The following is a 14,873-nucleotide window of genomic DNA, read 5'->3' on the forward strand; positions in this document are numbered from 1 at the left end:
GGTTGGGTCCCCCATTTCTGCGAGTATTGAATTTTACTTATCAACTAATGTATCACGAATGTCTCGGGAGGCCCCGCTCCATTCGCGGTGCTCCCCACGCACCAACAATGCGTCTACGCACGTCAGCACGTAAATTCCGGAAGCACTCTTTCTAGCATAGCGGAGTCATCGCCCGATCAAAAGCCACGCACGGGCGGGACCGATACTGTTTGGTCACACTGCCGGATGCGCGGCCCCTCCCCCACCCCGGCGGACACAGAAAAGGGCACGCACCCCGGCCGAGCTCCCGAAGGAACCGACCGGGGTGCGCGCCCCATCCAGGCTTAGCTATACGCTGAGCGCGGACTACGCGCCGCGAGCCGCCAGCAGGTCGTCGCGGGCAGCCTGAGCAGCCTGCGCCAGAGCCTCAACCGACGGGCCCGCAGAGAGCACACCGCGGCTGGAGTTCACCAGCACCTGCGACTCCACACCCGCGAACACGCGGTACAGGTCAGCGGCCGAAGCACCCTGAGCGCCGTAACCGGGCGACAGAATCGGGCCGTTGAAGGAGCCCAGGTCAATGCCCAGGTCAACCAGCGCCTGGCCGACGGTCGCGCCGACCACCAGGCCGCACGGACCCATCTGCTCCCACTGACGGGAGGTGTTCTCGGCTACCGCCGCGGCAATAATGCGCTTGGCCACGGCGCCCTCGGATTCCGAGGCGCCCACGTGCTGCACGCTCTTACCCTCGGGGTTCGAGGTCAGCGCCAGCACGAAGGTGCCGCGGTCGTTCTGGGCGGCCAAATCCAGCGCCGGACGCAGCGACTCGAAGCCCAGGTACGGGCTCAGCGTCACCGAATCGGTACCCAGCGGCGAGGTGGAGCCGAGCCACGCATCCGCGTAGGCCTTCATGGTCGAGCCGATGTCGCCGCGCTTCGCGTCAGCCACAATCAGCACGCCGTCGGCGGCGGCGCGGGCGAACAGCGCTTCCAGCACGGCCAGGCCGGCAGAGCCGTGACGCTCGAAAAGCGCCACCTGCGGCTTCAGCGCGGCCGCGAAGGGTGCGCAGCCCTCGTACACGGCCTCGGTGAAGGCGGCCAGACCCTCGGCGGAATCCTCCAAGCCCCACTGCTCCAGCAGGTTCGGGTGCGGGTCAATGCCCACGCACAGCGGGCCGCGCTCGGCCATCGCCTTCGCCAGGCGGTCACCAAAGGAAGCGGACATTACGCCTCGCCACCCTCGGAAGCCAGGCGAGCGTCCACGGCGGCGGCCAGCTTGACGTCGTGCTCCTGCAGGCTCATGATGTCCCAGCTGTGCTCGCGCAGAGCGGTAATCGCCTGAACGGCGGCGGCGAACTCGGAGATGGTGGTCATCACCGGGCAGCCGACCGACACGGCGGCGGCACGAATCTCGTAGCCGTCGCTACGAGCGGCACCACCGGCGGGGGTGTTCAGAATCAGGTCGATGTCACCGTTGCGGACCATGTCCACGATTGAGTGGTCGCCGTTTGCCTCGGCAAACTTCGAAGCCACCAGAATCGAGTTCAGGCCGTTGCGGCGCAGAATCTCGGCGGTACCACCGGTCGAAACGATCTCGAAGCCCAGCGACTCCAGCATCTTCGCGTAGATGATGACGTTACGCTTGTCGTGGTTGGCCACCGAAATGAAGACCTTACCGGAGGTCGGCATCGGCGAACCGGCGCCGGCCTGAGCCTTCGCGAACGCGGTGTCGAAGTGCTGATCCAGGCCCATGACCTCACCGGTCGAACGCATCTCGGGGCTCAGCAGCGAATCGACCACCACACCCTCGGGGGTGCGGAAGCGGGCGAACGGCAGAACCGCAGCCTTCACAGCAATTGCGGTCTCCTGCGGCAGGGATGCGCCGTCCATGTGCTGCGGCAGGTAGCCCTCAGCCTTCAGCTCGGCAATGGTCTTGCCCAGGCCAATCAGCACGGCGGCCTTGGCCAGCTGCACGCCGGTAGCCTTCGACACGAACGGAACGGTACGGGATGCGCGCGGGTTAGCCTCAATCACGTACAGGTTCTCGGAAACGTAGGCGAACTGAATGTTAATCAGGCCGCGCACGCCGGTGCCGCGAGCAATCTTCTCGGTAGCGTCCTTCACCTTGGCGATGATGTCCGGGCCGAGGGTAATCGGGGGCAGAGTACAGGAGGAGTCACCGGAGTGAATACCGGCTTCCTCAATGTGCTCCATGACGCCGCCCAGGTACAGCTCCTCGCCGTCGAACAGGGCGTCCACGTCAATCTCGATGGCGTCCTCAAGGAACTTGTCAATCAGAGCCGGCTGCGAGGGCGAAACCTCGGTAGCGTTCTCCAGGTAGCGGGCCAGGTTAGCCTCGTCGTAGACGATTTCCATGCCGCGGCCGCCCAGCACGTACGAGGGGCGAACCAGAACCGGGTAACCGATCTCGTCGGCGATGCGCTTAGCACCCTCGAAGGTGAACGCGGTGCCGTTCTTGGGCGAAATCAGGCCGCCCTCCTCCAGCACGCGGGAGAACTCGCCGCGGTCCTCGGCCAGGTCGATGGCCTCGGGGGTGGTGCCCAGAATCGGCACGCCCGCATCCTTCAGGGCACGAGCCAGCTTCAGCGGGGTCTGGCCGCCGAGCTGCACGAACACGCCCTTCAGGCCGCCGGTACGACGCTCGGACTCGACGATCTCGAGCACGTCCTCAAGGGTCAGCGGCTCGAAGTACAGGCGGGTCGAGATATCGTAGTCGGTCGAAACGGTCTCGGGGTTGCAGTTGACCATGACGGTCTCGTAACCGAGCGAACGCAGCACCATAGAGGCGTGCACGCACGAGTAGTCGAACTCGATACCCTGACCGATGCGGTTCGGGCCCGAACCCAGAATCATGATCGAGGGCTTCTCGTGGTGAGCGACCTCGTCCTCCAGGTCGTAGGAGGAGTAGTGGTACGGGGTGAACGCCTCGAACTCGGCGGCGCAGGTGTCCACGGTCTTGAAGACCGGGCGGATACCCAGGGCGTGGCGCACACCGCGCACAACGTCCTCGGAGGAGCCGATAATCTCGGCAATCTGTGCGTCCGAGAAGCCGTGGCGCTTGGCCAGCTTCAGGGTCTCCGGATCTAGGTGGTCACGCTTCTCGTAGACCACGCCGGCCACCTCGTTCAGCAGCACCAGCTGATCCAGGAACCACGGGTCAATCTTGGTGGCCTCGTGCAGCTGCTCCACGGTTGCGCCGGCCAGCAGGGCCTGCTGAACCTGGTAGATACGCTGGGTGGTGGGAACTTTGGTCTTCTCAATCAGCTCGGCCAGCTCCACCTCGGAGAGGGTCAGCGGCTTGAACGAGAAGGAGGCGCCCTTCTGCTCGAGCGAACGCATGGCCTTCTGCAGAGCCTCGGTGAAGTTACGGCCCAGGGCCATGGCCTCGCCCACGCTCTTCATGGTGGTGGTCAGGGTCGGGTCGGCAGCCGGGAACTTCTCAAACGCGAAGCGCGGAACCTTCACGACCACGTAGTCCAGGGTCGGCTCGAAGGAGGCCGGGGTCTTCTGGGTGATGTCGTTCGGAATCTCATCCAGGGTGTAGCCCAGCGACAGCTTGGTCGCAATCTTCGCGATCGGGAAGCCGGTAGCCTTCGATGCGAGCGCCGAGGAACGGGACACGCGCGGGTTCATCTCAATGACGATGACGCGGCCGGTCTTCGGGTCGATAGCGAACTGGATGTTGCAGCCACCGGTGTCCACGCCAACCTCGCGAATCACGTTAATTGCGATGTCGCGCAGCTTCTGGAACTCACGGTCGGTCAGGGTCAGTGCGGGGGCCACGGTGATGGAGTCACCGGTGTGTACGCCCACGGGGTCGAAGTTCTCGATGGAGCAGACGACCACGACGTTGTCGTTGGTGTCACGCATCATCTCCAGCTCGTATTCCTTCCAGCCGAGGATGGACTCCTCGAGCAGGACCTCGCTGGTGGGCGAGTACTGAATACCGGCGCCGGCGATGCGGTAGAGGTCTTCCTCGTTGTACGCCATGCCCGAGCCGAGACCACCCATGGTGAAGGAGGGGCGAACCACCATCGGGTAGCCGAGCTCCTTGGCGGCCTCCAGGGCCTCCGGCATGGAGTGGACGATGACCGAGCGGGCCGACTCGCCGCCGGCACGCTCCACGACGCCCTTGAAGGCCTCGCGGTCCTCGCCGAGGTTGATGGCGTCAATGTTCGCGCCAATCAGCTCGACGTTGTACTTCTCGAGGATGCCGCGCTCGCCCAGCTCGATGGCCGCGTTCAGAGCGGTCTGGCCGCCCAGGGTCGGCAGGATAGCGTCGGGCTTTTCCTTCGCGATAATCTTCTCGATCACCTCGGGGGTGATGGGTTCAATGTAGGTGGCGTCCGCGAACTCGGGGTCGGTCATGATGGTTGCCGGGTTGGAGTTCACGAGGATGACGCGCACGCCCTCCTCCTTCAGCACGCGCAGTGCCTGGGTGCCGGAGTAGTCGAATTCCGCTGCCTGACCGATGACGATCGGGCCGGAACCGATGACGAGGACGCTGTTAAGGTCGGTACGACGAGGCATTTAGGCTTCCTTTGCAGTCTTGGTTGCGACCATCAGGTCAATGAAACGGTCAAAGAGGTAGGCGGAGTCGTGCGGACCCGCGGCGGCTTCGGGGTGGTACTGAACCGAGAAGGCCGGGATGTCCTTGCAGGTCAGGCCCTCCACCACGTTGTCGTTCAGGCCGACGTGGGAGACCATGACCTCGCCAAACTCTGCGTTCGGTGCGGTGACGTACTCGCCGATGGGGGCGTCCACAGCGAAGCCGTGGTTCTGGGCGGTGATTTCGACCTTGCCGGTGGTCTTGTCCATGACCGGCTGGTTGATGCCGCGGTGACCGAAGAGCAGCTTGTAGGTGCCGAAGCCCAGGGCGCGGCCGAGCAGCTGGTTACCGAAGCAGATGCCGAAGAACGGGGTGCCCTTGCGCAGCACGCCCTGCAGCAGCTCAACCTGCTCGTCGGCGGTTGCGGGGTCACCGGGGCCGTTGGAGAAGAACACGCCGTCGGGGTTGTAGGAGTAGATGTCCTCGAGGGTTGCGTTGGCGGGCAGCACGTGCACGCGCACGCCGCGCTCAGCGAAACGCTGCGGGGTCATCGACTTGATGCCCAGGTCCAGGGCGACGATGGTCGCGACCGGGGGTGCGAACCAGTTGTGCTGGTGCGGCTCGACGGTGTAGGCGGTGTCGACCGAGACGATGTCGGCGAGCTTGCGGCCGGCCATGGGCTCGGAGGCGCGCACCTCCTCCAGCAGCTCGGCCTCGGGGCGCTCGGCGTGCTCGCCGGAGAACACGCCCGCACGCATGGAGCCGCTCGAGCGCAGGCGGCGGGTCAGGGCGCGGGTGTCGATGCCCTGAATACCGACGATGCCCTGCTCGATGAGCTCCTCGTCGAGGGTGCGCTCGGAACGCCAGTTGGAGGCGACGCGGGCGGCGTCACGCACCACGTAGCCGGCAACCCAAATCTTGCGGGACTCGGCGTCGGTGGTGTTCACGCCGGTGTTGCCGATGTGCGGAGCGGTCTGAACCACAATCTGACCCGCGTAGGAGGGGTCGGTGAGGGTCTCCTGGTAGCCGGTCATGCCGGTGGAGAATACTACCTCGCCCAGGGATGCGCCGGTTGCGCCGTAGCCGTAGCCGCGGTAGACGGTGCCGTCCTCGAGGACGAGTAGCGCGCGGTCCGTACGCAGGGCACCGGATCGTGTCATGTCAGTCATGCTCTCTTTTCCTTTTCTGTGGTGCTCTCCCCCGCGGGCCTTGCGGTGAGTGCCGCTCGGTGCGTTGGGGATAGTCTCTTGCTGCCGGGGCGGGCTGTTCTGCCCGCCCGGGCTAAATCTAGGGTGTCGTGCTGTGTCGTGTTCGGCTTCGGGGCCGGGGTATGTTGCCGGAAGTGCCGGGGTGCGTTGCGCCGCCTACTTGGCCTGCTCGGTGCCCTCGGCGGGATCTGCCGCCCACTTTTCGGGCGCATCCACCGCGTTCGGGGCGATGCGGCGCAGCTCCTCCAGGGCCGCCTGCTTATCCTCAGCGTAGCGGGTGCGGAAGCCGGTCTGCACTCGGTGACCGTCGAGGGTCCAGCCGATGACGACCAGGCCGTCCTTCTCCACGACCTTGCCGGCCATGCCGCGGTCGGTGGTGATGACCGAGAGCTTCTTCGCCGGAATCCATAGGTCCTTCGCCCCGTCGCGGGTGAAGATGATGCTGTCGGGGTAGATCAGCAGGGTGGACTTGCTCTTGAAGCCGAGCGAATCGAATCCCACGCGGTCCAGCCAGTTACCGAAGATCGTGGTGCTGATGTACTCACCCTCGAAGGCGGCGTCAGCGGCCAGACCCTCGTAGCGTTCAGGAACTTCCTTGAGGGAACCGAACATGTTGGACTGGCGGGCCAGGCGCGAGCGCCATCCGTGCCACATGCCGTAGATGCACAGGGCCACGAGGGCCAGGCAGACGATGGCGGTGATGAGCTTTCCCACGTGGGTTCTCTCTTTCGGTTGGTGTCGCGGTCGATTGTCTCGGCCTGGGTTGGTGGGGTTGGGGGCGGTGCTCCCGGCGCGGTTGAACCTCCCGGCGAGGCGGTGGCGGGCCTGAACTCGCCACCGCCGGGCACGGTCACCACGTACGTTCGCCTCGCGGGTTAGCGACGCGGAGTGGCCAGCTCGCCGTTCAGCACGGTCGGGTGGCCGGCGTAGAAGGTTGCGCGAATCGAGCCGGGAACCTCCATGCCGCGGTAGGGGTTGTTCTTACCCTTGGTTGCCTGTTCCTCCGGCTTGATTACGCGGGTTGCCTTCGGGTCGACCAGCACAATGTTCGCCGGTTCGCCCTCGGCCAGCGGGCGGCCCTGCTCGTGGTCCAGGCGACCAATCTTCGCGGGCTGCTCGGAGAGGATGCGTGCCACATCGCGCCAGGTAATCATGCCGGTGTCAACCAGGGTCATCTGGATGATGGACAGCGCCTGCTCCAGGCCGGTCATACCGTTCGCGGCGCACGCCCACTCACATTCCTTGGTCTCTGCCGGGTGCGGTGCGTGGTCGGTACCAATCACGTCGATGATGCCGTCGGCGACCGCCTGACGCAGCGCCATGACGTCCTCTTCGGTGCGCAGCGGCGGGTTCACCTTGAACACCGGGTCGTAGGTGCGTGCGGTCTCGTCGGTGAGCAGCAGGTGGTGCGGGGTTGCCTCCGCGGTCACCTTCACGCCGCGGGACTTAGCCCAGCGCACAACCTCAATGGAGCCCTTGGTGGACAGGTGGCAGATGTGCAGCTTGGAGTCCAGGTGCTCGGCCAGCAGCACGTCGCGGGCAATGATTGCCTCTTCAGCGACGGCGGGCCAGCCGGCCAGACCCAGGTCTGCGGAGACCTTGCCCTCGTTCATCTGGGCGCCCTCGGTCAGGCGCGGCTCCTGCGCGTGCTGCGCAATCACGCCGTCGAAGGTCTTGACGTATTCGAGGGCGCGGCGCATCACTGCCGGGTCGTACACGCACATGCCGTCGTCGGAGAACACGCGCACATTCGCGGTGGAGTTCGCCATGCCGCCGATGTCGGAGAGGCGCTCGCCCTTCAGGCCCACGGTCACTGCACCGATGGGCTGCACGCGGCACCATGCGGATTCCTTGCCGAGGCGGTCAACCTGCTCAACCACGGCGGCGGTGTCTGCCACGGGCAGGGAGTTCGCCATGGCGAACACCGCGGTGTAGCCGCCCAGGGCCGCAGCGCGGGTGCCGGTCTCGACGGTTTCGGATGCCTCGTAGCCGGGCTGACGCAGGTGGGTGTGGATGTCGACCAGGCCGGGCAGCGCCACCTGGCCTGCCGCCTCGACGACCTGTGCATCCGCGGCGTCAATATTCTCTGCGATGCGGCTAATCACGCCGTCCTCGATGAGGATATCGGCGACCTTTTCGCCGTAGAGGCTTGCGCCCTTAATCAGGTACTTGCTCATGGTGTTGGTTCCTCTCGTTAGGAAGGTCGTTTAGGATTCGTCGCCGGCGTAGAGCTTGGCGCTGGAGCCGTCGGTCAGAAGCAGGTAGAGCACCGCCATGCGCAGCGCCACGCCGTTGCTGACCTGGCGCAGAACCCAGGAGTTGGCGGCGTCGGCGGCTTCGGTGCAGATTTCCAGGCCGCGGTTCATGGGGCCCGGGTGCAGGATTGCGACCGGCTGCGGCTGTGCCTGCAGGGTTGCGAAGCGTTCGGCGGTCAGGCCCCACAGCTCGGTGTACTCCTCGGCGGAGGGGAAGTACGCGGCGCGCATGCGTTCCTTCTGGATGCGCAGCAGCATGACGGCGTCGGGCTTGGTGGCGATGGCTTCGTCGAAGTCGTGGAAGATTTCCAGGCCGGCCTCTTCAACCCAGGAGGCGGTGTTCAGCGGCAGCAGGGTCGGCGGTGCGACGAAGACGACCTGCGCGCCGAGGGTGTGCAGCAGCCAGAGGTTGGAGCGTGCCACGCGCGAGTGCAGGATGTCGCCGACGATGAGCACGCGCATGCCGGACAGGTCAGTGCCGCGGGGGCTGTCGAGGCCGTCGCGTTCCGCCTTGTACTGGCGCAGGGACACGGCGTCGAGCAGGGCCTGGGTGGGGTGCGCGTGGGTGCCGTCGCCCGCGTTCAGCACGGGGATGTCGGTCCAGCCGGCCTCAGCGAGGCGCTGCGGTGCGCCCGAGGCGGAGTGGCGAATCACGAAGGCGTCCGCGCCGATGGCCTTGAGGGTCTGCGCGGTGTCCTTGAGCGACTCACCCTTAGACAGGGAGGAGCCCGAGGCGGAGAAGCTCGTGACGGCGGCGCCCAGGCGCTTTTCGGCGGATTCGAAGGAGAGGCGGGTGCGGGTGGAGTCCTCGAAGAAGAGGTTGACGACGGTCTTGCCGTTCAGCACGTTCAGGGTGCGGTTTTCGGCTTTGACCTGCGCCATGTAGTCGGCGACGTCGAGGATTTCGATGGCTTCTTCGCGGGTTAGTTCGCGGGTGTCGAGCAGATGCTTCATGAGAGCCCTCCCAGCTGGATAATGTCAACTCGGTCTGTTGCGTTGTCGGTTTCAGTCAGTACGACGCGCACGGTTTCGCTGGCGCTGGTGGGCAGGTTTTTGCCCACGTGGTCGGCGCGGATGGGTAGTTGCCGGTGTCCGCGGTCTACGAGGACTGCCAGGCGTACGAGGGCGGGTCGCCCGTGGGCGTTGAGTGCGTCGAGGGCGGCGCGTACGGTGCGGCCGGAGTAGAGGACGTCGTCAACGAGGACTACAGTTTTGCCTTCAATGCCGATGGTGGGCATGATGCTTTCCCCTGCGGTGTCTGGGGAGGTGATGCCGCCGGTTCGCTGGTCGTCGCGGTAGGCGGTGATGTCCAGGGCGCCGATTCGTGTTTCTGCGTTGAAGTTCGGCTCGATGGCTTGGATGCGGGCGGCGAGTCGTACGGCGAGGGGCACGCCGCGGGAGCGGATGCCGATGAGTACGAGGTTTTCTACGCCTTTGTTGGTTTCGATGATTTCGTAGGCGATGCGGGTGAGGGCGCGGCGGATTTCGTCCTCGCTGAGGATGGTGCGGCCGACGGTGGTCGCGTCCTCGGAGGTGCTTTGAGGGGTTGCCGAATGGGGGGCTGCGGTTAGATTTCGCCCCTGATTCGCGCCGGATGTGGGTACAGTTGACCCAGGCATAGCCGTCTCCTTCCCCGCCTCACGGGACGGATTTAAAGGTTTTGTGCTTCTAGTAGGGTACCACAGTTCACAGGCTACGTTCAGGTTCAGCGAGAGACCGCTCACTTGCATGCAGCGCATAGAAAGACTTCCTGACCGGCGCATACCCTCAGTAGGTTCAGCGCACATGACCCCTGGGAGAGCCCCCAATGACCATTGGAGACGGCTATCTGACCCGCCGCAATATAAGATGAAGAGGTTACATCTCTATCAACTCACACCATTTAGGAGAGTTCATGACCGCCTCCGGCACCCCTGCCGACGTTTCGACGAAGACGTCGATGGACTTTGATGGCTTGATTCATCAGCTTCGAGATACTGCTCGTAATACCCGCGAACAGGGCGACCGTTTGGAGCGCCTGACTAAGCTGTTCCTGACTCAGGACAGCATCCAGAGCCGTCTGTATAAGGACGTGTATCTGTGGAATGAGTGGGATGGCCGCGAGAACTTCGGCGATATTGGCATCGACCTGGTGGCCGAGAACGTTGACGGCGGCGTGACCGCCATTCAGTGCAAGTTCTACGATGAGCACAGCACGATTGCTAAGGAACATATCGATTCCTTCATCTCGGCTTCTGGTCGTAAGCCGTTTACGCACCGCATCATCGTGTCCACGACCGATAAGTGGTCGAAGAACGCGGAGAAGATGCTGGAGGAACAGCGCTTTCCCGTGCAGCGCATGGGCCTGCAGACTTTCCGTGATTCCAATATCGACTGGTCGACCTATTCCCTGGATGACCCGGGCGAGCAGCAGGTCAGTTACAAGCCGCATAAGGAGCTCCGCCCACACCAGGACCGAGCCATTACGAATACCCTGAACGGTCTGCAGAAGGACGACCGCGGTCAGCTGATTATGGCCTGCGGTACCGGCAAGACCTTCACCGCGATTCGCCTGGCCGAGAAGTTTGCCGAGCAGAATGGCGGCCATGCCCGCGTGCTCTTCATGGTGCCTTCCCTGGCGCTCATGTCGCAGTCCATTTCGGAGTTCTCGAACGAGATTGAGGGCCCGTTCCACGCTTACGCGGTGTGCTCCGATTCCAAGGTGGGCCGCGAGAAGAAGCGCGGTGGCGCTAACGCCGACCTGGCCGACCTGCGCGTTGAGGATCTGCAGCTGCCCGCGACGACGGACGGTGCCGAGCTGGCCGCCGCGATGAACGCCAACCCGCTGGATGAGGGCCTCGAGGTGGTCTTCTCCACCTACCACTCCATTGACGCGGTGTCCGAGGCTCAGGCCGCCGGCATTGGCGAGTTTGACCTGATTATCTGCGATGAGGCGCACCGCACGACCGGCGTGACCCTGGCGGACGAGTCGGAGTCGAACTTCGTGAAGATTCACGACGATAACTGGGTTGCAGGCCGCAAGCGCGTCTACATGACGGCTACCCCCAAGATTTTTAATGAGGACACGAAGTTCCAGGCGAGCGAGAAGGCCGCCGTGCTCTGTTCCATGGATGACGTAGACACCTTTGGTGTTCCCTTCTACCGTATCGGTTTCGGCGAGGCCGTGGAGAAGGGCCTGCTGACCGATTACAAGGTGCTGGTGCTGGGCGTTTCCGAATCGCAGATTGCGACCTCCTTCCAGAACCTTCTGGCCGATGAGTCCAACGAGCTCGCCATTGATGACGTGGCGAAGCTGGTGGGCTGTTGGAACGGCCTCGCCAAGCGCCGCAGCGGTGAGCTGGAGGCGTCCTTCGGCGATGACCTCGCACCTATGAAGCGCGCCGTGGCGTTCAACCGTTCGATTAAGGATTCCCAGAAGATTGAGCGCGAGTTCGAGGACCTCGTGCGCATTAACCTGCGTAACCGTGAGAACGACGACCCGACTGATGACCTGGGCGTGCAGGTTCGCCACATTGACGGCGGCTTTAACGCGCAGAGCCGTGCCGAGCTCCTGAACTGGCTCAAGCAGGAGCCGAATGAGGAGGGCCCGATTTGTCGTATCCTGACGAACGCTCGCTGTCTGACCGAGGGTGTGGATGTTCCGAACCTTGACGCGGTGCTTTTCCTGAACCCTCGCAATTCGATGGTGGACGTCATTCAGGCCGTGGGCCGCGTGATGCGCCGCGCCGAGGGTAAGAAGTACGGCTACATTATTCTGCCGATTGCTATTCCCGACGGCATGTCAACCGCTCAGGCGCTGAGCGACAACAAGCGCTACAAGGTGGTGTGGCAGGTGCTCCAGGCGCTTCGCGCGCACGATGAGCGTATGGACGCGACCATTCACCAGATTGAGCTGAACGCCTCTGACCCCGAGTCGATTATTGTGCAGACCGTTGACCTGGCCCCGAAGAAGGAGAAGGACAGCATCGGCGCAAATGACACCGAGGCGCCGGAGGATTCCATCACTCCGGGTGAGCAGACGACCCTGACTTTCCCCGCGCAGGAGTGGAAGGACGGCGTGTACGCCAAGATTGTGGACAAGGTGGGTACTCGCGAGTACTGGGATGACTGGTCAAAGGATATTGCGACCATTGCGGGTCGCCACATCACGATGATTCGTCACCTGCTGGATGAAGCGAGCCTCGAAAGCGAACTGCGCACCGTCTTCGCTCAGTTTGTGGAGGGTCTGCAGCAGACCCTGAACCCCGCGATTGACGAGGACCAGGCCATCGAGATGCTGGCCCAGCACCTCATTACCCAGCCTGTCTTTGACGCGATGTTCGCCGGGCACCGCTTTACCGAGCTGAACCCGATTTCGCTGGCCATGCAGAACGTGGTGGACCATCTGAACGCGAACGCGGCCTTTGAGAAGGAGCGCGAGTCGCTGTCGGCGTTCTACGAGTCGGTTCAGCGCCGCGTGAAGGACCTTGATAACGCTGCCGCAAAGCAGCACGTGATTAAGGATCTCTACGATAAGTTCTTCCAGAACGCCTTCCCGCGTATTGCAGAGCGTCTGGGTATTGTCTTTACCCCGGTTCCGGTGGTGGACTACATCCTCCGCTCGGCTGATGTGGCTCTGCGGGAGTCCTTCGGTATGTCGCTCTCGGATGAGGGCGTGAGCATTATTGAGCCCTTCGTGGGCACGGGTACGTTCATTACCCGCCTGCTGCAGCTGGGCCTGATTCGCCCCGAGGACCTAGAGCGCAAGTACACCCGCGAGCTGTTCGCGAATGAAATTGTGCTGCTCTCCTACTACATCGCGGCGATTAACATCGAGACGGTGTACGGCGAGGTGGCGAAGGAGCACGGCCTGGGTACGGAGTACGTGCCGTTTAACGGCATGGTGCTGACCGATACCTTCCAGCTCTCTGAGTCTTCGCACCACCTGAACCTGCCGGCGTTCCGCGCCAATAGCGAGCGCGCGGAGCGTGAGCTTGAGCGGGATATTCGGGTGATTGTGATGAACCCGCCGTACTCCTCGGGCCAGAATAGCGCTAACGATAATAACCAGAACGAGAAGTACCCCAAGCTGGATGAGCGCATCGAGAATACCTACGTTGCGCGTTCTACGGCCACGCTGAAGAACAGCATGTACGACTCGTATATTCGCGCGATTCGCTGGGCATCCGACCGCGTGAAGGATAGCGGCGTGATTGCCTTCGTCTCGAACGGCTCCTTCATCGACGGCAACGCGGCGGACGGTCTGCGCAAGTGCCTGGTGGATGAGTTCTCGAAGCTGTACGTGTACAACCTGCGCGGTAACCAGCGCACCTCGGGCGAACAGTCGCGTCGCGAGGGTGGCAAGATTTTTGGCTCTGGTTCCCGTACCCCGGTGACCATCTGCGTGCTCGTGAAGGACCCCTCGCACACGGGCGAGGCCGTGCTGCACTACCGCGATATTGGCGACTACCTGAGCCGCGAGGAGAAGCTCGACATCATCGCCCGGGAGGGTTCCATCGCGCACACCGAGTGGGAGGTCATCATTCCCAATGAGGCCGCCGACTGGATTAACCAGCGCGACGAGAACTATGACACCTACCAGCCCATCGGCGATAAGGCAACCAAAGGCAAGCCGAATACCCCGGGCATCTTCCAGCTCTACTCGAACGGCTTGAAAACTAACCGTGACCCGTGGGTGTACAACTTCTCGGCACGCGCCGTCGAGAACAACGTGCGCCGCATGATTGAGTTCTACAACTCCGAGGTCGACCGCTACCAGCAGGCCGACGATACAGTGAAAAAGGCCAAAGCCGGAGATTTTGTTAACCTTGACCCAACAAAATTCAGCTGGGACGCCATCAATATGAACGATATTGTCCGTGGCAAAAAAGGCATTTTTGACTCCGGAAAGATTCGTTTGTCTTCGTACCGCCCGTTCTGTAAGCAGTCTGTGTACTTTGATATCACAAATCAGTTTAATAATCGTACATCCCAGCTGAAAAAGATTTTCCCGACCCCGGCGCACGAGAACATCGCGATTACGCTCCCCGGCCCGGGCTCTGCCGGTGAGTTCTACGCGCTGGCCACCGATATGATTCCTGCGCTTGGTGGTGCAACTTCCTTGCAGGTGTTCAGCCTCTACACCTATGAGCCGGTCGTTGAGGATGACGGAGGATTCAACCTCAACCTGGGCGGCGGCGAGGTCGTGGACGGCTACACCCGCAAGGAGAACATTACCGACGCCACCCTGGCCGCGTACCGCGGCACCTACGGTGACGAGAGCATCGCGAAGGAGGATATCTTCTACTACATCTACGCGCTGCTGCACCACCCCGAGTACCGCGAGAAGTACGCGGCAGACCTGAAGAAGATGCTCCCGCGCATCCCGTTGGCAAAGGGCTTCTGGGAGTACTCGCGAGTCGGTCGGGCCCTGGCGGAGCTCCACCTGGGTTACGAGAGCGTGGAACCCTACCCCCTCGATGAGGTGGCCTCCTCCCCCACTCCCGAGAGCCTCGAGGAGCGCTTCGAGTTCTACCGGGTGCAGAAGATGAAGTTCGGCCCCAAGAAGGATAGGACCCTTATCAAGTACAACGGTCACCTGACCCTCAAGGGCATCCCAGAAGAGGTCTACAGCTACATCCTGATGGGTAACCGTTCCGCGCTGGAGTGGGTCATCGACCGTTACCAGGTGAAGACCGATAAGAAGTCGCTCATCACGAATGACCCGAACGATTACTGCCGCGCCGTCAATAACCCGCGGTATATCGTGGATCTGATTAAGCGTCTGGTGACTGTCTCGCTGGAGACTCAGAAGCTGGTGGGTACGCTCCCCCGCTTCGAGGTTCTGGAGGACAACGCCTAGCCTGGCAAGGTTCCTAGCGTC

The 14,873-nt window shown here is 63.1% G+C and carries 8 protein-coding genes; 1 reads left to right on the forward strand and 7 read right to left on the reverse strand.

Going from position 1 to position 14,873, the window contains the following annotated elements; genetic code table 11:
* Window positions 1-345 precede the first annotated feature (345 nt).
* The 7 genes from pyrF to pyrR form a co-directional block, all read right to left on the reverse strand.
* Window positions 346-1,203 carry an orotidine-5'-phosphate decarboxylase gene (gene pyrF, locus HMPREF2944_RS07260; protein ID WP_070681980.1) on the reverse strand — a complete coding sequence of 286 codons (858 nt, stop codon included), beginning with the start codon at window positions 1,201-1,203 and terminating at the stop codon, window positions 346-348.
* Entirely contained in the window at window positions 1,203-4,529 is a 3,327-nt protein-coding gene (carB, locus tag HMPREF2944_RS07265) for a carbamoyl-phosphate synthase large subunit (RefSeq protein ID WP_070681983.1), read from the reverse strand. Before carB ends, pyrF begins: the two co-directional genes overlap by 1 nt.
* Complete coding sequence (carA, locus tag HMPREF2944_RS07270) at window positions 4,530-5,717, reverse strand: glutamine-hydrolyzing carbamoyl-phosphate synthase small subunit (RefSeq protein ID WP_049346700.1); 1,188 nt, start codon at window positions 5,715-5,717, stop codon at window positions 4,530-4,532.
* Window positions 5,718-5,912: 195 nt separating this feature from the next.
* Complete coding sequence (locus tag HMPREF2944_RS07275) at window positions 5,913-6,470, reverse strand: PH-like domain-containing protein (protein ID WP_070681986.1); 558 nt, start codon at window positions 6,468-6,470, stop codon at window positions 5,913-5,915.
* Between the two features lie 161 nt (window positions 6,471-6,631).
* Window positions 6,632-7,933, reverse strand: coding sequence for a dihydroorotase (locus HMPREF2944_RS07280; RefSeq protein ID WP_070681989.1), 1,302 nt, complete (start codon window positions 7,931-7,933; stop codon window positions 6,632-6,634).
* Between the two features lie 30 nt (window positions 7,934-7,963).
* Window positions 7,964-8,965, reverse strand: a complete 1,002-nt coding sequence (locus HMPREF2944_RS07285) for an aspartate carbamoyltransferase catalytic subunit (protein WP_070681992.1) — start codon at window positions 8,963-8,965, stop codon at window positions 7,964-7,966.
* A complete protein-coding gene (gene pyrR, locus HMPREF2944_RS07290) occupies window positions 8,962-9,630 on the reverse strand; it encodes a bifunctional pyr operon transcriptional regulator/uracil phosphoribosyltransferase PyrR (protein WP_070681995.1) in 669 nt (222 codons plus the stop codon). The genes HMPREF2944_RS07285 and pyrR overlap by 4 nt, the downstream gene beginning before the upstream one ends.
* Before the next feature lie 275 nt (window positions 9,631-9,905).
* Here pyrR and HMPREF2944_RS07295 point away from each other — a divergent pair, with 275 nt between their 5' ends.
* Window positions 9,906-14,852, forward strand: a complete 4,947-nt coding sequence (locus tag HMPREF2944_RS07295) for a DEAD/DEAH box helicase (protein ID WP_083313101.1) — start codon at window positions 9,906-9,908, stop codon at window positions 14,850-14,852.
* The last annotated feature ends 21 nt before the right edge of the window (window positions 14,853-14,873 follow it).

This window comes from Rothia sp. HMSC072E10 (assembly GCF_001813965.1).
Lineage (GTDB): Bacteria > Actinomycetota > Actinomycetes > Actinomycetales > Micrococcaceae > Rothia > Rothia mucilaginosa_A.

Excerpts from the sequence above, each read along its gene's own strand:
- pyrF (WP_070681980.1), bottom strand. The coding sequence starts at position 1,203 with ATGTCCGCTTCCTTTGGTGACCGCCTGGCGAAGGCGATGGCCGAGCGC.
- pyrR (WP_070681995.1), bottom strand. The coding sequence starts at position 9,630 with ATGCCTGGGTCAACTGTACCCACATCCGGCGCGAATCAGGGGCGAAAT.
- HMPREF2944_RS07285 (WP_070681992.1), bottom strand. The coding sequence starts at position 8,965 with ATGAAGCATCTGCTCGACACCCGCGAACTAACCCGCGAAGAAGCCATC.
- carB (WP_070681983.1), bottom strand. The coding sequence starts at position 4,529 with ATGCCTCGTCGTACCGACCTTAACAGCGTCCTCGTCATCGGTTCCGGC.
- HMPREF2944_RS07295 (WP_083313101.1), top strand. The coding sequence starts at position 9,906 with ATGACCGCCTCCGGCACCCCTGCCGACGTTTCGACGAAGACGTCGATG.
- carA (WP_049346700.1), bottom strand. The coding sequence starts at position 5,717 with ATGACTGACATGACACGATCCGGTGCCCTGCGTACGGACCGCGCGCTA.
- HMPREF2944_RS07280 (WP_070681989.1), bottom strand. The coding sequence starts at position 7,933 with ATGAGCAAGTACCTGATTAAGGGCGCAAGCCTCTACGGCGAAAAGGTC.